This window comes from Neorhizobium sp. BT27B, assembly GCF_050455485.1.
GTDB lineage: Bacteria > Pseudomonadota > Alphaproteobacteria > Rhizobiales > Rhizobiaceae > Neorhizobium.
In genome coordinates this window covers 213,656-228,992 of sequence record NZ_JBCIYT010000002.1, presented here as the reverse complement: position 1 = coordinate 228,992, position 15,337 = coordinate 213,656, and the positions used below count along the sequence as shown (strand labels likewise).

13 protein-coding genes are annotated in these 15,337 nt (G+C 60.8%); 3 read left to right on the top strand and 10 right to left on the bottom strand.

The genetic code is table 11. From position 1 onward, the window contains the following. Window positions 1-8 precede the first annotated feature (8 nt). Entirely contained in the window at window positions 9-1,115 is a 1,107-nt protein-coding gene (locus AAIH70_RS06540; protein WP_132271388.1) for a DNA alkylation repair protein, read from the top strand. Window positions 1,116-1,136: 21 nt separating this feature from the next. Here the strand turns inward: AAIH70_RS06540 and AAIH70_RS06535 are convergent, their stop codons facing one another. The 9 genes from AAIH70_RS06535 to AAIH70_RS06495 all read right to left on the bottom strand — a co-directional run bounded on the left by AAIH70_RS06535 (window position 1,137) and on the right by AAIH70_RS06495 (window position 10,873). Next, window positions 1,137-1,451, bottom strand: a complete 315-nt coding sequence (locus tag AAIH70_RS06535; RefSeq protein WP_132271387.1) for a type II toxin-antitoxin system RelE/ParE family toxin — start codon at window positions 1,449-1,451, stop codon at window positions 1,137-1,139. After that, entirely contained in the window at window positions 1,441-1,719 is a 279-nt protein-coding gene (locus AAIH70_RS06530) for a type II toxin-antitoxin system ParD family antitoxin (RefSeq protein ID WP_132271386.1), read from the bottom strand. The genes AAIH70_RS06535 and AAIH70_RS06530 overlap by 11 nt, the downstream gene beginning before the upstream one ends. Window positions 1,720-1,795: 76 nt before the next feature. Next, window positions 1,796-2,815: a sulfate/molybdate ABC transporter ATP-binding protein gene (locus AAIH70_RS06525; RefSeq protein WP_430033645.1), complete on the bottom strand. Its 1,020-nt coding sequence runs from the start codon at window positions 2,813-2,815 to the stop codon at window positions 1,796-1,798. Then, entirely contained in the window at window positions 2,812-3,690 is an 879-nt protein-coding gene (gene cysW, locus AAIH70_RS06520) for a sulfate ABC transporter permease subunit CysW (protein WP_132271384.1), read from the bottom strand. The genes AAIH70_RS06525 and cysW overlap by 4 nt, the downstream gene beginning before the upstream one ends. A gap of 3 nt (window positions 3,691-3,693) precedes the next feature. Continuing rightward, a complete protein-coding gene (gene cysT / locus AAIH70_RS06515) occupies window positions 3,694-4,518 on the bottom strand; it encodes a sulfate ABC transporter permease subunit CysT (RefSeq protein ID WP_132271383.1) in 825 nt (274 codons plus the stop codon). 200 nt (window positions 4,519-4,718) lie between these two features. Further along, window positions 4,719-5,702 carry a thiosulfate ABC transporter substrate-binding protein CysP gene (gene cysP / locus AAIH70_RS06510; RefSeq protein ID WP_132271382.1) on the bottom strand — a complete coding sequence of 328 codons (984 nt, stop codon included), beginning with the start codon at window positions 5,700-5,702 and terminating at the stop codon, window positions 4,719-4,721. A 165-nt stretch (window positions 5,703-5,867) separates the two neighbouring features. Next, window positions 5,868-9,023, bottom strand: coding sequence for an efflux RND transporter permease subunit (locus AAIH70_RS06505; protein WP_132271381.1), 3,156 nt, complete (start codon window positions 9,021-9,023; stop codon window positions 5,868-5,870). A gap of 27 nt (window positions 9,024-9,050) precedes the next feature. Continuing rightward, window positions 9,051-10,193: an efflux RND transporter periplasmic adaptor subunit gene (locus AAIH70_RS06500; protein ID WP_430033642.1), complete on the bottom strand. Its 1,143-nt coding sequence runs from the start codon at window positions 10,191-10,193 to the stop codon at window positions 9,051-9,053. Window positions 10,194-10,246: 53 nt separating this feature from the next. Then, window positions 10,247-10,873, bottom strand: coding sequence for a TetR/AcrR family transcriptional regulator (locus AAIH70_RS06495; protein WP_132271379.1), 627 nt, complete (start codon window positions 10,871-10,873; stop codon window positions 10,247-10,249). Window positions 10,874-11,035: 162 nt separating this feature from the next. Between AAIH70_RS06495 and AAIH70_RS06490 the strand changes: the two genes are divergently transcribed. Together AAIH70_RS06490 and AAIH70_RS06485 are read left to right on the top strand one after the other, a co-directional pair. Next, window positions 11,036-12,580 carry a PAS domain-containing sensor histidine kinase gene (locus tag AAIH70_RS06490; RefSeq protein ID WP_132271378.1) on the top strand — a complete coding sequence of 515 codons (1,545 nt, stop codon included), beginning with the start codon at window positions 11,036-11,038 and terminating at the stop codon, window positions 12,578-12,580. 55 nt (window positions 12,581-12,635) lie between these two features. After that, window positions 12,636-12,914 (top strand): BON domain-containing protein, encoded by a 279-nt coding sequence (locus AAIH70_RS06485; RefSeq protein ID WP_132271377.1) that lies wholly within the window; start codon window positions 12,636-12,638, stop codon window positions 12,912-12,914. Window positions 12,915-12,981: 67 nt separating this feature from the next. Here the strand turns inward: AAIH70_RS06485 and AAIH70_RS06480 are convergent, their stop codons facing one another. Beyond that, on the bottom strand, window positions 12,982-15,327 hold the full coding sequence (locus AAIH70_RS06480) for a glucose/quinate/shikimate family membrane-bound PQQ-dependent dehydrogenase (RefSeq protein ID WP_430033639.1): 2,346 nt from the start codon (window positions 15,325-15,327) through the stop codon (window positions 12,982-12,984). Window positions 15,328-15,337 lie beyond the last annotated feature (10 nt).

Here is a 15,337-nt window from a genome sequence, read left to right as displayed (position 1 = left end):
ACACCTTGATGACTGACACCTCGCCCGAACCCGCCCCACTCCTCAAGGAAATCTTCAACCGCGACCGGTTGCAGCATTTTGCCAACGAGACAGCCGCCATCCATCCGGGCTTCGACCGCGAACGGTTTCTGGCGCTGGCATCCGAAGGGCTGGACGGTCTCAGCATTATGCAGCGCCTGCGGCAGATCGCCGTGTCCTTTCACGCCACCCTGCCCGGCCCTTACGAAAAGAATATCGAGATCCTGCGGGCACTGGCGCCACGCATCAACCACGGCTTTGCCTCGATCACGCCGCCGGAATATGTGGCGCTTTACGGTCACGATCATTTCGACCTCTCCATGCAGGCGCTCGCGTTCTTCACGCAGTTCGGCTCGTCGGAATTCGCCATCCGCCACTTCCTGCAAAAGGATTTTTTTCGCACGCTGAAAGTCATGGAAGGCTGGTCAAAGGATGACAACGAGCATGTCCGCCGCCTCGCCTCGGAAGGCTGCCGCCCGCGCCTGCCATGGTCGTTTCAGCTCAAGGAACTGATCGCCGATCCCGCACCGGTATCAAACATCCTTGAAAACCTGAAAAGCGACCCGGCGCTCTATGTCCGCAAATCCGTCGCCAACCATCTGAACGACATCACCAAGGACCACCCGGATTGGGTGCTGCAAAAGATTGCCGGCTGGGACCAGACGAATGTGCACAGCAATTGGATCATCCGGCAGGCCCTGCGCACGCTGATCAAGAAGGGAGATGCCCGCGCCCTGCATGTTCTGGGTGCCGGCCACAAGGCCGAGGTGGTGGTCGACAATTTCTCGGTGACACCGTCATCTCTGAAACTCGGCGGCGCGGTGAAGATTTCCACACATCTCGTTTCGACGTCGGAGGCATCACAAAAGCTCGTGGTCGATTACGCGGTGCATTACGTGAAGAAAGCAAGCGGCACCTCGAAAAAGGTGTTCAAATGGAAGGAGATCACGCTGCATGCTGGTGCCGGTATCGACCTTTCCATCAGCCGCGCCATCCGAGATTTCACCACGCGCGTGCATTACCCCGGCCGACATGCGGTGGAACTGATCGTCAATGGTGAGGTACTGGCGGAAGGGGCGTTCGAGATTTTGGGGTGAATCCAGAACCTGTAGGCAGCATCACTTGAACAGGGTGGAAAGGTCGCGCCGGCCATCCACGACCCGCACGATTTCCACCGTATGGACATCACCATCATCGGTATCGGGCCGGGTCTCGTAGAGAATGATATAAGGCGCTTCGACAATCATTCGCGCCGTTCGAAAAATCGACGGCTGGCGCGTGCCCAGGCGAGGATGCTCGGTCAACATCTGTGCCTTGTGCCGCAAATTGGCAAAGTAGCGTTCAGCGCTATCGGGCTGGTGCCTGCCGATATCGACGTAGATCTGCTTGACGTCGGCCCGAGCCTTCGGGGTCCACACCAGCTTAACGGCCATGGATCGCCGCAGCCAGTTCCTCACGAGCTTCATCCAGCGCGGCGTCGAGATCAAGTTCGACGGCCGGGCCGCTGTTCTTGCCTTCTTCCCACAGGGCCTGCAGTCTGGCCGTGGTCTCGCGCTTTTCGATCCATTTTGCCGACCAGTCGCGCAGGGCCTCACGCACCACTTCGCTTCCGCTCGCATAGGCGCCGCTTTGCACCGCATCGCGCAAAAGCTCGGCATGTTGCGGAGTCATGGAAATGCTGACTTTCTCGACCTTGGACATCGTCTGCCTTCTCAAGATGGTGCGAATTATTACCACCATCTTCGAAATCAGCCAACGGGATTGGGGTCGGTCTTTCCTAAACAGCAAACACCTTCGCCCGCCGCAGCGTCACAAAACCACCCTCACCCGCCGTCACCACCCGTTCCGGCTCGACATTGAATTCCAACTGTTCGCCGGCTGCTGTCACCGCCAGCACCCGCCGCCCATCCGGGCGGTCGAGCACGCGCGAAATCGTCGCGGCGATACCCGGCCCCTCAGCCGACCAGTCGAGATCGGCGGGGCGCGCGTAAAGCTCGGCCTTGCCGTCCACCACGCCGGGCGCCTCTACCGAAATATCACCGACATGGGCACGCCCGTCGCGCACCTCTGCCGCAATCACATTGGCATCCCCCAGAAACTTCATCACGAAGGCCGATTGCGGATCGCGGCAGACCTCCTGCGGCGTGCCCTGCTGCACGATCTGGCCATCCTTCAGGATCACCACCCGGTCGGCAAGATCGAGCGCCTCTTCCTGATCGTGGGTAACGAACAGCGTGGTGATCCCCAGTTCCGAGTGGATTTCGCGCAGCCAGCGGCGCAGGTCGCGGCGCACATTGAAATCGAGCGCGCCAAAAGGTTCATCGAGCAGCAACACCTTTGGATCGACGGCAAGGGCACGGGCAAGAGCCACGCGCTGCCGCTGGCCGCCGGAAATCTGTGCCGGAAAACGATCGCCGAGACCTTCGAGGCGCACCAGTCGCAGCAGATCGGTGACGCGGGCCTCAATGGCTGCCCTGTCGCGCTTCACCTTCGAAACCTTCATGCCGAAAGCGATATTGTTGGCCACCGTCATATGCGGAAACAGCGCGTAGTGCTGGAACACGAAACCGACGCCACGGTCGCGCACCGGAATGTCGGTGGCATCCTGATCGCCGAAATGGATATGGCCGCCATCGGCATATTCCAGTCCCGCCACCATGCGCAGGATCGTGGTCTTGCCCGAGCCGGAGGGGCCGAGCAGCGCCACCAGTTCGCCACTCTCGATATCCAGCGACACATCCTTCACGGCGCGAAAGTTCTCAAAGGTTTTGACGACATTTTCCAGGCGGATCTTCATGCGATTTTCTCTGCCGGGTTGGCGGTTTTGCGGACGCGGCCGGCGCCCTGTCTTTCGAGCAGGACCTTGGCGATGATGGTGAAGACGGCGATGGTCGCCAGGATGGAGGCGGAGGCGAAAGCACCCGCCGCCTGATAATCGTGGTAGAGCAGTTCGATATGCAGAGGCAGCGTGTTGGTCTGGCCCCGAATATTGCCGGAAACGACCGAAACCGCCCCGAACTCGCCCATCACACGCGCATTGCAGAGAATGACGCCGTACAGCAGCGCCCATTTGACATTGGGCAGCGTCACCGAAAGAAAAGTGCGGAAACCGGATGCCCCGAGCGAGGTGGCCGCCTCCTCGAGATCACGCCCCTGCGCCTGCATCAGCGGGATCAGTTCGCGCGCCACGAAAGGTGCAGTCACGAACATCGAGGCGATGATGATGCCGGGCACGGCGAACAGGATCTTGATGTCATACGCATCCAGCAACGGACCAAACAGGCCCTGCAGCCCGTAGACGAACAGATAGGCGACACCGGCAACAATGGGCGACACCGAGAACGGGATCTCGATCACGACCAGCAGAAAGCGTTTGCCCCAGAAATCGAACTTTGTGATCGCCCAGGCCGCGGCAATGCCGAAGGCAGTATTCACCGGCACGGCGATCAGCGCCGCCAGCACCGTCAGGCCGATGGCATGCAGCGTATCGGGATGGATGATCGTATCGCGGTAAACCACCCACCCTTTCGAAAATGCCTCGACGCCGATGATGATCAGCGGCGCGACAATAACGAAGGCGACGAGAACGAGCACGATACCGATCAGCGTGCGGCGAAAAATGGGATTGTCGCCGACACGCGGCGGCTTCTTTCGGGTAGGAAGCGTGCTCATGACCTATCCCTTCACCGTGTAACGCAGCGCCCGCGCCTGCAGCCAGTTGGTGATGCCGAGCATGAAGAAGGCGGTGAGCAGCAGCACCGAGGCGATCGCGGCCGCCGCCTGATAATCATATTCCTCCAGCCGGATGAAGATCAGCAATGCGGTGATTTCCGTCGACATCGGCTGGTTGCCGGCGATAAAAATGATCGCGCCGAATTCGCCGAGGCAACGCGCGAAGGAGAGCGATACACCGGCGAGAAGTGCCGGGGTCAAAAGTGGCAGGATGACTTTTCGAAAGATCGTCCAGTCGGAACCGCCGAGCGATTGCGCCGCCTCTTCCAGCGCCGGATCGAGATCCTCCAGCACCGGCTGCACGGTGCGCACGATGAAGGGCAGCGAGGTAAAGCACATGGCGATCATGATGCCCAAAGGCGTATAGGCAACCTTGATGCCCCAGCTTTCGAGCACCGAACCGAACCAGCCGTTATTGGCAAACAGCGCCGTCAGCGCGATACCGGCCACCGCCGTCGGCAGCGCGAATGGCAGATCGACCACGGCATCGACGATACGCCGGCCGGGAAAACGGTAACGGGTGATCACCCAGGCGAGCGACAGCCCGAAAAACAGGTTGAAGATGGTGGCACCCAGCGCTGACAGCACTGTGACGCGATAGCTCGCCACGGCGCGCGGCGACGAGACGATCTGCCAGTAATCCGCAGGCCCGAGGCTTGCCGCCTTGAAAACCAGCGCCACCAGCGGCAGCACGACGATCAGGCCGACATAAAACAGGGTCACGCCCAGCGATAGTGGCAGGCCGGGCAGGACATTGCGACGTCTCACGCACTCGGTTCCTTAATTGGCAAAAGCCGGCGGATGGGAAATCCGCCGGTGAGAGGAGTGATGGAGCCGGCCTCTTGCTTGCCGTCATCCTCGGCCTTGTGCCGAGGATCTACCGTGGCCTCCATTTGGCTCAGCAGATGCTCGGGACAGGCCCGAGCATGAAGGAAGAGTATGTGGTCAGGCTCAATGCTGGGAAAGAGTTACCGGCTGCCGTAGAGCTTGTCGAGCGTGCCGCCAGACGCAAAGTGTTCCTTCTGGATCTTCTCCCAGCCGCCAAACACGTCATCGACCTTGACGAGACGAATTTCCGGGAACTGATCCTTGAACTCGGCCGCAACCTTTTCGTTATGGACGCGGTGGCCGAACTCTGCGGCGATCTTCTGGCCCTCTTCGGTATAGAGGAAGTCGAGATAGGTTTTTGCCAGCGCTTCGGTGCCGTGCTTCTTGGCAACCTTGTCGACCACGGCGACCGGGAATTCAGCCAGCAGGCTGACGGACGGGATGACGCTTTCGACCTTGTCCTTGCCGAACTGCTTTTCGATGCCGCGGGTTTCCGCCTCGAACGTGATCAGCACGTCGCCCTGGCCACGCTCGACGAATGTGGTGGTGGCGGCGCGACCGCCGGTGTCGAACACCGGAACGTTGTCAAAGATCTTGGTGATATAGGCTTCGACCTTCTCGGCGTCGTCCTTGTACTCTTCCTTCGCCCATGCGGTGGCGGCGAGATAGGTGTAGCGTGCATTGCCGGAGGTCTTCGGGTTCGGGAAGACGGCGTGAACGTCGTCACGCGCCAGATCGGCCCAGCCCTTGATGTTTTTCGGATTGCCGGCGCGCACCAGGAAGGCCGGGAAGGAATAGAAGGGCGAGGCCTCGTTCGGGAATGCCTTGGTCCACTCCTTCGAAACAAAACCGTTCTTGGCGAGGAAATCGATATCGGTCGACTGGTTGAAGGTGACCACGTCGGCTTCCAGACCCTCAACGATCGAGCGCGCCTGCTTCGACGTGCCGGCATGCGACTGGTCGATGGTCACACCCGGATGGCCCTTCACAAAGGCCTCGTTGACGGCAACGAACAGTTCGCGGGCAACGTCATAGGAGGCGTTGAGCAGTTTCTGCTCCTGCGCGAAGGCGGGCTGCACGAAAAGGGCTGCCAGGGCGGTGCCGAGGATCAGAAGGCGCTTCATCAAAAGTCTCCGGTGGAATTTGCGATTGACGCAAACATATGCGGCGACATGAGGCCGCGCGAGAAATCCACCACTCACGCGCATGGGCGAGGGAGAATTTTCCACCAAAGGTAAGCCCAATTGGCGAGGCCCGTTCCAACATCGCGGAACGGGCCTCGCATTTGATTATTCCGCCGCCATCGGCAGGTCGAGCTGTTGCGGCTCGTTCTGCTGGTCCGAAGGCTTTTCCGTCTCTTTCGGCTCGCGACCGAAGAACAGCGCATAACCGGCCGGCAGCACGAAGATGGTCAGCACCGTGGCCACCAGAATGCCGCCCATCATCGCATAGGCGAGCGGCCCCCAGAACAGACCCCAAGAGATCGGGATCAGCGCCAGCACGGCGGTCATGGCAGTCAGCATGATCGGCCGGAAACGCCGCACGGCGGCCCCGACGATCGCTTCGGCTTTATGCATCCCCGCCGCGATATCCTGGTCGATCTGGTCGATCAGGATGATCGAGTTGCGGATGATGATGCCGAGCAGCGCGATGACCCCGAGGATCGCCACGAAGCCGAATGGCGCGCCGCTGATCAGAAGTGCGGCTGCAGCGCCGATGATGCCGAGCGGACCGGTGGCAAGCACCAGCATCGATTTGCCAAAGTGCTGCAACTGGATCATCAGCAGCGCCACGATCACAAGCAGCATGACCGGCGCCTTGGCGGCAATCGACTGCTGGCTTTCGGCCGCATCTTCCGCGCCGCCCTGGATTTCCAGCCTATAGCCGGCCGGCAGTTGCGCGCGGATATCACCCAGCTGATTGTAGAGTTTTGCCGAAAGATCGGTCGGCTCCACGCTATCCGGCACGGTCGCCTTGATGGTGATGGTCGGCAGGCGGTCGCGGCGCCACTCGATGCCGTTTTCCAGCACCGGCTCGACGCGGGCGATCTGCGACACCGGCACGAAGGCGCCGCTATCGGTCGGAATATAGACGCTTTCCACCGCCGACAGCAGTTTGCGGGTTTCCGCCGGTTCGCGGGCAACGATCGAGACCGTTTCCTCGCCATCGCGGAAATCACCCAGCGGCGCACCGGTCGTGGCGGCATAGAGCATCTGGCGCACACGCTGCGAAGAGACGCCGAGCGCACGGGCACGGTCCTGATCGATGACAAGCTTCATCGCCGGCACTTTTTCCAGCCAGTCGTCATGCACCGCGCCGAGAACCGGGTTCTGGTGGAAACGTTCCTTCACCTGATCGGCAATGCGGCGCACTTCGTCACGATCGGGTCCAAGCACGCGCATCTGCACTGCCCAGCCGACCGGAGGGCCGAGGAACAGGCGATCGACCTTGCCGCGTACCGTCGGGAAATCTTCCGCCAGCGTCTTGCGCAGTTTTTCGATCATCCGTTCGCGGGATTCCACATCCTTGGCCATGACGAGCAGCTGCGCATAGTTGGGGTTGCGAAGCTGCTGGTCGAGCGGCAGGAAGAAGCGTGGCGCGCCCTCGCCGATATAGGTGGCGACAAAACTCTTGTCGGGATCCGGCAGGATGCGGTCTTCCAGCGCCTTGGCCTGACGTTCCGTTTCTTCGATCGAGGTGCCTTCCGGCAGCCACATATCGACCAGAATTTCCGGCCGCGACGATTGCGGGAAGAAGCTTTGCGGAATGAACTGGAACGACCACAGGCTGCCGGCAAACACGCCGAGCGTCAGAAGCAGCACGATCACCCGGTGCTTGACCGCCCAGCCGACCGAGTGGCGCAGGCCGCGGTAGAAACGCGTGTCATAGGCATCGTGATGGGTGCCCGCATGCGCACGCTGTTTCAGCAGCATATAGCCAATCCATGGCGTGAAATAGACGGCGACGAACCACGAAACCACCAGCGCGATGCCCACGACATAAAACAGCGAGCGCACATATTCGCCGGCGGTCGAATCCGCGAAACCGACCGGAATGAAGCCCGCAACGGTGATCAGCGTGCCCGTCAGCATCGGGAATGCGGTGGAGGAGTAGGCGAAGGTGGCAGCCTCGAGTTTTGGCAGCCCCTCTTCCAGTTTTCGCTCCATCATCTCCACGACGATCATCGCATCATCCACCAGCAGGCCGAGCGCAATGATCAGCGCGCCGAGCGAGATGCGCTGCAATTCGATGCCGAGCGTGTACATGATGCCGAGCGTGGCGGCGAGAACCAGCGGAATGGCGATGGCGATGATGATGCCCGAGCGCCAGCCGATCGAGATCAGCGAGATGGCCAGCACGATCACCAGCGCTTCCATCAGCGCCTGCGTGAACTCGCCGACAGCTTCGGTCACCACTTCCGGCTGATTGGAAACCTGATCGACGGACACGCCGACCGGCATGGAGGCGATGAAGCGCTCATAGGTCGCCTCGACCGAGGTGCCGACATCGGTCACCTTGAAGCCGGGCGCCATCACGACACCGACCTGCACGCCGTCATGCCCGTTGAAGCGATACTTGCGCTCATAGGGTTCGACAAGCCCTGAGGACACGGTAGCGATATCGCCGAGACGGATCACGTCCGAGCCGGTACGCAGCCGCAGCTCGCGCACATCTTCCGGCGTCGTGACGCCGCCCTCCACCGCGATCCGGACGGAACGACTGGAGGTCTCAACATTTCCGGCCGGATCGACGGTGTTCTGCCCAGCAAGGGCGTTCTGGAGGTCTGTGAAGGTTAGATTGTGCTCGGCCAGAACCTTGGACGAGATGTCGATATAGATCTTTTCCGCCTGGTCACCGAGGATGACGGCCTTTTCGACGCCGGGTGTGGCGATCAGCATGTCGCGCGCCTGGATGGCGTATTTCTTCAGCTCCGGATAGCTGTAGCCTTCACCGCTGATGGCATGCAGGGTGATATAGGTATCGCCGAATTCGTCGTTGAAATAAGGCCCGAGCAGGCCACTCGGCAGGTCGGTAATGTCACCGACCTTCTTGCGCACCTGATAGAAGGCATCGGCCACCTCGGCGGCATTGGTATCGCCCTTGATCTGCAGGGTGATGATCGTGCTGCCGGCGCGCGAATAGGATTTCACCCAGTCGAGATGCGGGGTTTCCTGCAGCTTGCGCTCGATCTTGTTGGCGACCTGATCCTGCATTTCCTGAAGCGAGGCGCCCGGCCAGACGGCCTGCACCACCATGACGCGGAAGGTGAAATCGGGATCTTCCTTCTGGCCCATGTTCATGATGCCGAGCGCACCGATGACGATGATCAGGCCGAACAGGAACCGGCCGATGCTCGGATGGGCAATCGCCCAGCGCGAAAGGTTGAAAGGTTGCTTTTCCGGCGTCTTTTCGGGGCCGGAAGGTGTGTGATCGGAGGACGACATGATCTCTTTTCCCTCTATCCGGCGCCGTTACGAGCGATCAGCGCTGTGGGGCGCCGTCTGGGTGTTGCCTTCCGCTTCTGCCGTGGCAGCGCCCGGCACTCGCACCTTCATGTCTTCCGCCATGAACTGCGTTCCCGCGGCGACGACCGTTTCACCGGGCTTGACCCCATCGGCGATCCGCACGCCGTCATCGGAAAAACCGGCAACGGTAACGGGCCTCGCATGCACGGTACCCTTGGCCTTGTCGACGATCCAGACGATCGACTTGCCGTCCTTCTGGGTGACGGCGGCAAGCGGCACGGAATAGGCGGCAACCGCACCATCGGTGCGCGCCGTGATCATGCCGGTCATGCCGAGCCGCAACTGTTCATCATCCGGCAGGCTGACACGGACCATGAATGTGCGCGACTGGGTGTTGGCACTGCCGGACACTTCCCGGACTTTGCCTTCCAGCGTCAGGTCGCGATAGGACCAGAACGTCGCCGAAACCGTCTTGCCGGGGCGGAACTGGGCGATGTCGTTTTCCGGCACCGCGATCTCGACTTCCTTCTCGCCATCGACTGCAACGGAAATCACCGTCGTACCGGCAGCAACCACCTGGCCAGCCTCGGCGCTGACGCCGGTAACGATACCGTTCACGTCGGATTTGAGTTGCGCATAGGCAACCTGGTTGCGCGCCTGCTCCAGCGCAGAGACGGCCGACTGACGGGCCGACAGCGCCTGATCGGCGGCAAGCACGCTCTGCTCCAGCTCGGCCTGCGGTGCGATGTTCTTGGAAGCAAGGTTTTCGGCGCGGCGGCGGGCAAGCGTCGAAATTTCCACCTGCTTTTCGGCGGATGCCAGATCGGCCTCGGCACGGCGGACGGCCAGTTGCAGATCCACGGCATCAAGACGGGCAAGAACCGTGCCGGGCGTTACCCGCTCGCCGACATCAACCAGCCTCTCGGTGATTTTTCCAGCGACGCGAAAACCCAGATCCATCTGTTTTCGTGCCCGGACGGAGCCGGAATAGACGAGTGCGCGTCCTTCATCGGCAGCACCGATTTCGGCAACCTTTACCGGTCGCAGGACCTCGGCCGTTTCCGGCTTTTTCTCTTCCGAACAACCGGCGAGAATGGTGAGCGTGGAGGCCAGAACAAGGCCGATGGACAATTTCGAAAACGACGACATGACCGCACTCCCATGCGATTGAAACCTGACGCACCTGCTTGCCCCTATGGGGATCAGCGGAGCGCCCTGATAGCGAATTCAACGAGATCTTCCGGCGTTGCCAGCCGGCTGTCAGCAAGGCAGTCTGCAATGATCTGAGGATGGCACAGCGCCACCGTCGCCTGCATGAAACAATCCGATGCGATTTCGACATTCTGCTGGCGGAACTCGCCGGCCTTGATGCCCTGATCAATCAGTTCCGCGACAAGAATGCGGATCCGCTCTATATGCTCTTCGATGACCTGCCACTGCTGCTCCATGGCAATCACAACCATTTCGTGCACCTTATTCTCATGCAGCATGGTTTCAAGCGTCATCCGATGCTGGCCAAGCGCATAGGCACGCAGACCGTCGGCAAAAGTCTTGCCGCTGTGGGCATTGGCGACTGCCAGATCATAGCTGGCGGCCAGCATGCGGCGCGCCAATGCCTGATGGATCTCCGCCTTGGAGGCGAAGAACCGGTATATGTTTGCGGGCGACATGCCGAGTTCCTTGGCAATGTCGGCCACATTGGTCTTGGTGTAACCGTAGTGCCGGAACAGGCGTTCGGCAGTGTCCAGAATACGCGCGATATTTTCCGACCGCACATCTCCTGCTTGGGCGCTGGCGGCGGCATGACTGGCCTGAAGGCTGTCGCTCATGTCTGCTCCGTTACGACTGACGAATTTTAATTTTCGTCAGTCGTAATTCGACAATGGGTGTTTGTCAATCGCTCGGCAACCCTTTCCGAAGGATTATCGGTTTCGGAACCAATTCCGTATTAGAGTATTCTTGTGAGACTCTGAGGGAGCGACGGGACGACCATGAACCTGGCCAAAGGCCATCCGCCAATGCTGACGAGCGAGGGGCTCTACCAGACGCTTCTGGATTCCATCACCGACTACGCCATCTACATGCTGGATGCGGATGGTCACGTTTCCACCTGGAATTCCGGTGCCGAACGCATCAAGGGTTATGGCGCCGACGAGATCATCGGACAACATTTCTCACTCTTCTATACCGAGGAGGAGCGTGGCCGCGGTGAACCGCAGCGCGCACTGACCATCGCCCGCCGCGAAGGGCGTTTCGAAAAGGAAAGCTGGCGGGTGCGCAGCAACGGCAGCCGCTTCTGGGCGCATGTCGTCATCGACGCCATTCATGATGATGCCGGCCATGTCGTCGGCTTTGCAAAGATCACCCGCGACAACAGCGAACGCATGGAAGCGCAGAAGGCTCTGGCCAAAGCCCGCGAGGAACTGTTCCAGGCACAGAAGATGGAAGCGATCGGCCAGCTGACCGGCGGTGTCGCCCACGATTTCAACAATCTGCTGATGGCGATCATGGGCAGCCTGGAAATGCTGCGCAAGCGCTTGCCGGAAGACCCGTCGCTTATGCCGTTGATCGACAACGCCATTCGTGGCGCCGAACGCGGCGCGGCACTGACACAGCGCATGCTGGCCTTTTCGCGCCGGCAGGAACTCAACGTCCTGCCCGTCGACGTACCGAAACTCGTCTTCGGCATGCGCGATTTTCTCAAAAGCTCGCTCAGCCAGACACTGTCCATCGAAACCGATTTTCCCGACGATCTGCCATTGGTTTTGACCGACCCGAACCAGCTGGAAACCGCGCTTTTGAACCTCATCGTCAATGCACGCGATGCCATGCCGCATGGCGGCAACATCACGATCTCAGCGGCAGCGCGAGAAATCGTCGAAACGGACGCCCGCCTCAAGCCGGGCCGCTATCTGTGCATCAGCGTGAAAGACGATGGCGAAGGCATGGACGCGGAAACATTGGAGCACGCAACGACGCCCTTTTTCACCACCAAGGGTGTTGGCCGCGGCACCGGGCTCGGCCTTTCCATGGTGCAGGGCCTGATCGAACAGTCCGGCGGCGCGCTCAGTATCGAAAGCGCGCGCGGCAAAGGCACGACGATTTTTCTCAACCTGCCGATTACCGGAGATGACGACGCTATCATCGAGCCGGAACTCCCGCTGCTTTTGCCCGAACAGAACACCCGCCCGCTCACCATCCTCGCGGTCGATGACGATGCGCTTGTGCTGATGAACACGACGCTGATGCTGGAAGATCTCGGCCACACCGTCATCGAGGCCTATAACGCCGCCGATGCGCTGTCCGTCGTCAACAGCGGCGAAGCGATCGACCTTGTCATCACCGACCATTCCATGCCGCAGATGACCGGCTCAGAGCTGGCGCTGGAAATCGCAAGACTGCGCCCCACCCTGCCGGTGGTCTTGGCGACCGGCTACGCCGAACTGCCGGCCGGCAACGATCAGCAGCTTCCGCGTCTGGCAAAACCGTTTACACAGGCGCAGCTGAAAGAGATCGTCGGCACGGCCATCCATTGAACCAAACCGCCCTCCCTCGCGTTGATCCTGCAGGACAACCGAAGGAGGACCGATCATGGTGTTCAAACCGCCGATGTTTTACGACAAGGAACCGACGATCGAGGTGGAAAATCCGCCCGTCGCCGAACTTGAAACCCGCGTCGCCGAGGCACTCGCCACCAGTTTCGGCGTCGATGCCAGCGATGTGACCGTGGTAGCGGACGGATCGGAAATCACCCTCACCGGCACGGTTCTGGATGACGGCGAGATTGCCCGCGCCACCGAGATTGCCGCCTGTGTGGATGGCGTCAGTCAGGTGCGCAATTTTATCCGCAGTGGTGGTTTTCTGCATTAATCGACAAATGTTTCCATTAAAAAGCCGGGGCGAAAACGTCCCGGCTTTTTTCGTTCAAGTGTGCCTCTTACCGCGGCAGCGCATAGGCAATCACATAATCCCCCGGCTTGGTGCCGACAGACCCATGTCCGCCCGCCACCATCACCACGAACTGACGGCCATCCTCCACCGCATAACTCATCGGTGTCGCCTGACCACCCGCCGGAAGACGGGCTTCCCACAATTGCTGGCCATTGGTGAGATCATAGGCGCGCAAGTAATCATCGACAGCTGCACCGAGGAAAGCGACACCGCCCTTGGTGATCATCGGCCCGCCAATGCCGGGCACGCCGATCTTGAAGGGCAGCGGCAGCGGCGTCATGTCGTAAACGGTGCCGTTCTTGTGCTTGTAGGCGGTTTCGCCGGTGCGCAGATCGACGCCGGTGACATAACCCCATGGCGGCGCCTGGCAGGGAACCTGCAGCGGCCCGAGGAACGGCCCCATCTTGACGCCGTAAGGCGCGCCGTCATTGCGGTTGAGGCCCTGTTCGCTGCCCTTTTCATCCTGTCCCTTCGGCGGCACCTGGTCGCGCGGCACGAGCTGCGAGGTAAAGGCCAGATAGGTCGGCATTCCGAACATCACCTGCCGTTCAGGATCGACCGCGACGCCACCCCAGTTGAACGTGCCAAAATTGCCGGGATAGACGATCGAGCCCTCCAGTGACGGCGGCGTGTACCGGCCATCGTAGCGCAGCGAGTGATAACGGATGCGGCAGACCATCTGGTCGAACATGGTCACACCCCACATGTTGCGCTCTTCCAGTTTCGGCGGCTTGAAGCTGAGGCCCGAGGTCGGCTGCGTCGGCGCGGTGAAGTCACCGGCAATCGCGCCTGTCGGTGCAGGTTCTTCCGTGATCGGAATGATCGGCTCGCCGGTGCGGCGGTCGAGCACGTAGATATCGCCCTGCTTGGTCGGGCCAACCAACGCCGGAACGGTGCTGTTGTCGGGTTTCTTGATATCGATCAGCGTCGGCTGGGCCGGCACGTCCATATCCCAAAGGTCATGATGCACGAACTGTTTGACCCAGCGGTCGGCACCGGTGTTGAGATCGAGCGCGACGATCGACGACGAGTATTTTTCGACGTTTTCGCTGCGACCGATGCCAAGCTGGTCCGGCACCTGATTGCCGAGCGGGATATAGACGAGACCGAGTGCCTCATCGACACTGAAGACCGACCAGCTGTTGGGCGAATTCACCGTGTATTTCTGCCCTTCCGGCAGCGGCGTCGTCTGCGTCGGGTTGCCACTGTCCCAATTCCAGATCAGCTGCCCGGAATTGACGTCGAAGGCGCGAATGACGCCGGACTGTTCCTGCGTCGAATAATTGTCGTTCACCGCCCCGCCGACGATGATCTTGTTGCCGGCAATGGCGGGCGGCGAGGTCGAGTAATAATAACCGGCCGGGTTGAACGGCATGCCGGCTTCCAGATGCAACGTACCCTTATCGGCAAAGCTCTCGCAGATCTGGCCCGTACCGGCATCGAGCGCAATCAGGCGCGCATCGGATGTTGGCAGGTAGACGCGGGCAGCGCATGGCGTACCGGCGGCCGCAGCCGTATCGGAATAATAGCTGACGCCGCGGCAGGTCTGGTGCTGACGGTCGGGATTGAGGCCGACATTGGGATCGAATTTCCAGATCTGCTTGCCGGTGGTCGCATCCAGCGCGATCGCCCAATTGTGCGGCGTGCAGAGAAACAGCGTGTTGCCGACCTTGAGCGGCGTCACCTGATAGGTGGTCTCGCCGACATCGTCCGGCAGTTTCACGTCACCAGTCTGGAAACGCCAGACTTCGGTTAGCTTGGCGACGTTTTCCCTGTTGATCTGGTCGAGCGGCGAATAACGCTGGCCATAGGGCGTGCGGCCATATTGATGCCAGTCGGCCGGCGGCACGTTGCCGCCGAGGTTGGGCGCTGCCGCCACCACCTCTTCCGGCAGGTCGCCGGACTGGTCATGCGGATCGAATAACATCGATACCAGCGCCACCAGAACCGCAATGCAGACGGAGACGGCGAGCGGTCGCACATCGGCGCCGTAACGGAAACCGGTGGTCGGGCTGGAAAACCCGAGCGGCCGGCGGATCCACGGCGTCAGCAACCAGATGCCGAGCACGATGATGACACCACCGCGCGGCCCAAGCTGCCACCAGTCGAGACCGACTTCCCAGACGGCCCAGACAAGCGAGCCGATGACGATCACCGCATAAAGCGACAACGCCAGCGGACGGCGCATGAACAGCAGGATGGCGGTGAGCACGAAACCGATGCCGGTAATCAGATAATAGGCGCTGCCGCCGATCATCAGAAGGTGACCGCCACCCGCGGCCAGCGCGATCCCGATCAGAGTGAAAAGGATCGCGGTAATGGTGATCGCCATGTCGGCCTCC

Excerpts from the sequence above, each read along its gene's own strand:
- AAIH70_RS06530 (WP_132271386.1), bottom strand. The coding sequence starts at position 1,719 with ATGTCCAAGGTCGAGAAAGTCAGCATTTCCATGACTCCGCAACATGCC.
- AAIH70_RS06495 (WP_132271379.1), bottom strand. The coding sequence starts at position 10,873 with ATGAGCGACAGCCTTCAGGCCAGTCATGCCGCCGCCAGCGCCCAAGCA.
- AAIH70_RS06535 (WP_132271387.1), bottom strand. The coding sequence starts at position 1,451 with ATGGCCGTTAAGCTGGTGTGGACCCCGAAGGCTCGGGCCGACGTCAAG.
- AAIH70_RS06525 (WP_430033645.1), bottom strand. The coding sequence starts at position 2,815 with ATGAAGATCCGCCTGGAAAATGTCGTCAAAACCTTTGAGAACTTTCGC.
- cysW (WP_132271384.1), bottom strand. The coding sequence starts at position 3,690 with ATGAGCACGCTTCCTACCCGAAAGAAGCCGCCGCGTGTCGGCGACAAT.
- AAIH70_RS06490 (WP_132271378.1), top strand. The coding sequence starts at position 11,036 with ATGAACCTGGCCAAAGGCCATCCGCCAATGCTGACGAGCGAGGGGCTC.
- AAIH70_RS06500 (WP_430033642.1), bottom strand. The coding sequence starts at position 10,193 with ATGTCGTCGTTTTCGAAATTGTCCATCGGCCTTGTTCTGGCCTCCACG.
- AAIH70_RS06540 (WP_132271388.1), top strand. The coding sequence starts at position 9 with ATGACTGACACCTCGCCCGAACCCGCCCCACTCCTCAAGGAAATCTTC.
- AAIH70_RS06480 (WP_430033639.1), bottom strand. The coding sequence starts at position 15,327 with ATGGCGATCACCATTACCGCGATCCTTTTCACTCTGATCGGGATCGCG.
- AAIH70_RS06485 (WP_132271377.1), top strand. The coding sequence starts at position 12,636 with ATGGTGTTCAAACCGCCGATGTTTTACGACAAGGAACCGACGATCGAG.
- cysP (WP_132271382.1), bottom strand. The coding sequence starts at position 5,702 with ATGAAGCGCCTTCTGATCCTCGGCACCGCCCTGGCAGCCCTTTTCGTG.
- AAIH70_RS06505 (WP_132271381.1), bottom strand. The coding sequence starts at position 9,023 with ATGTCGTCCTCCGATCACACACCTTCCGGCCCCGAAAAGACGCCGGAA.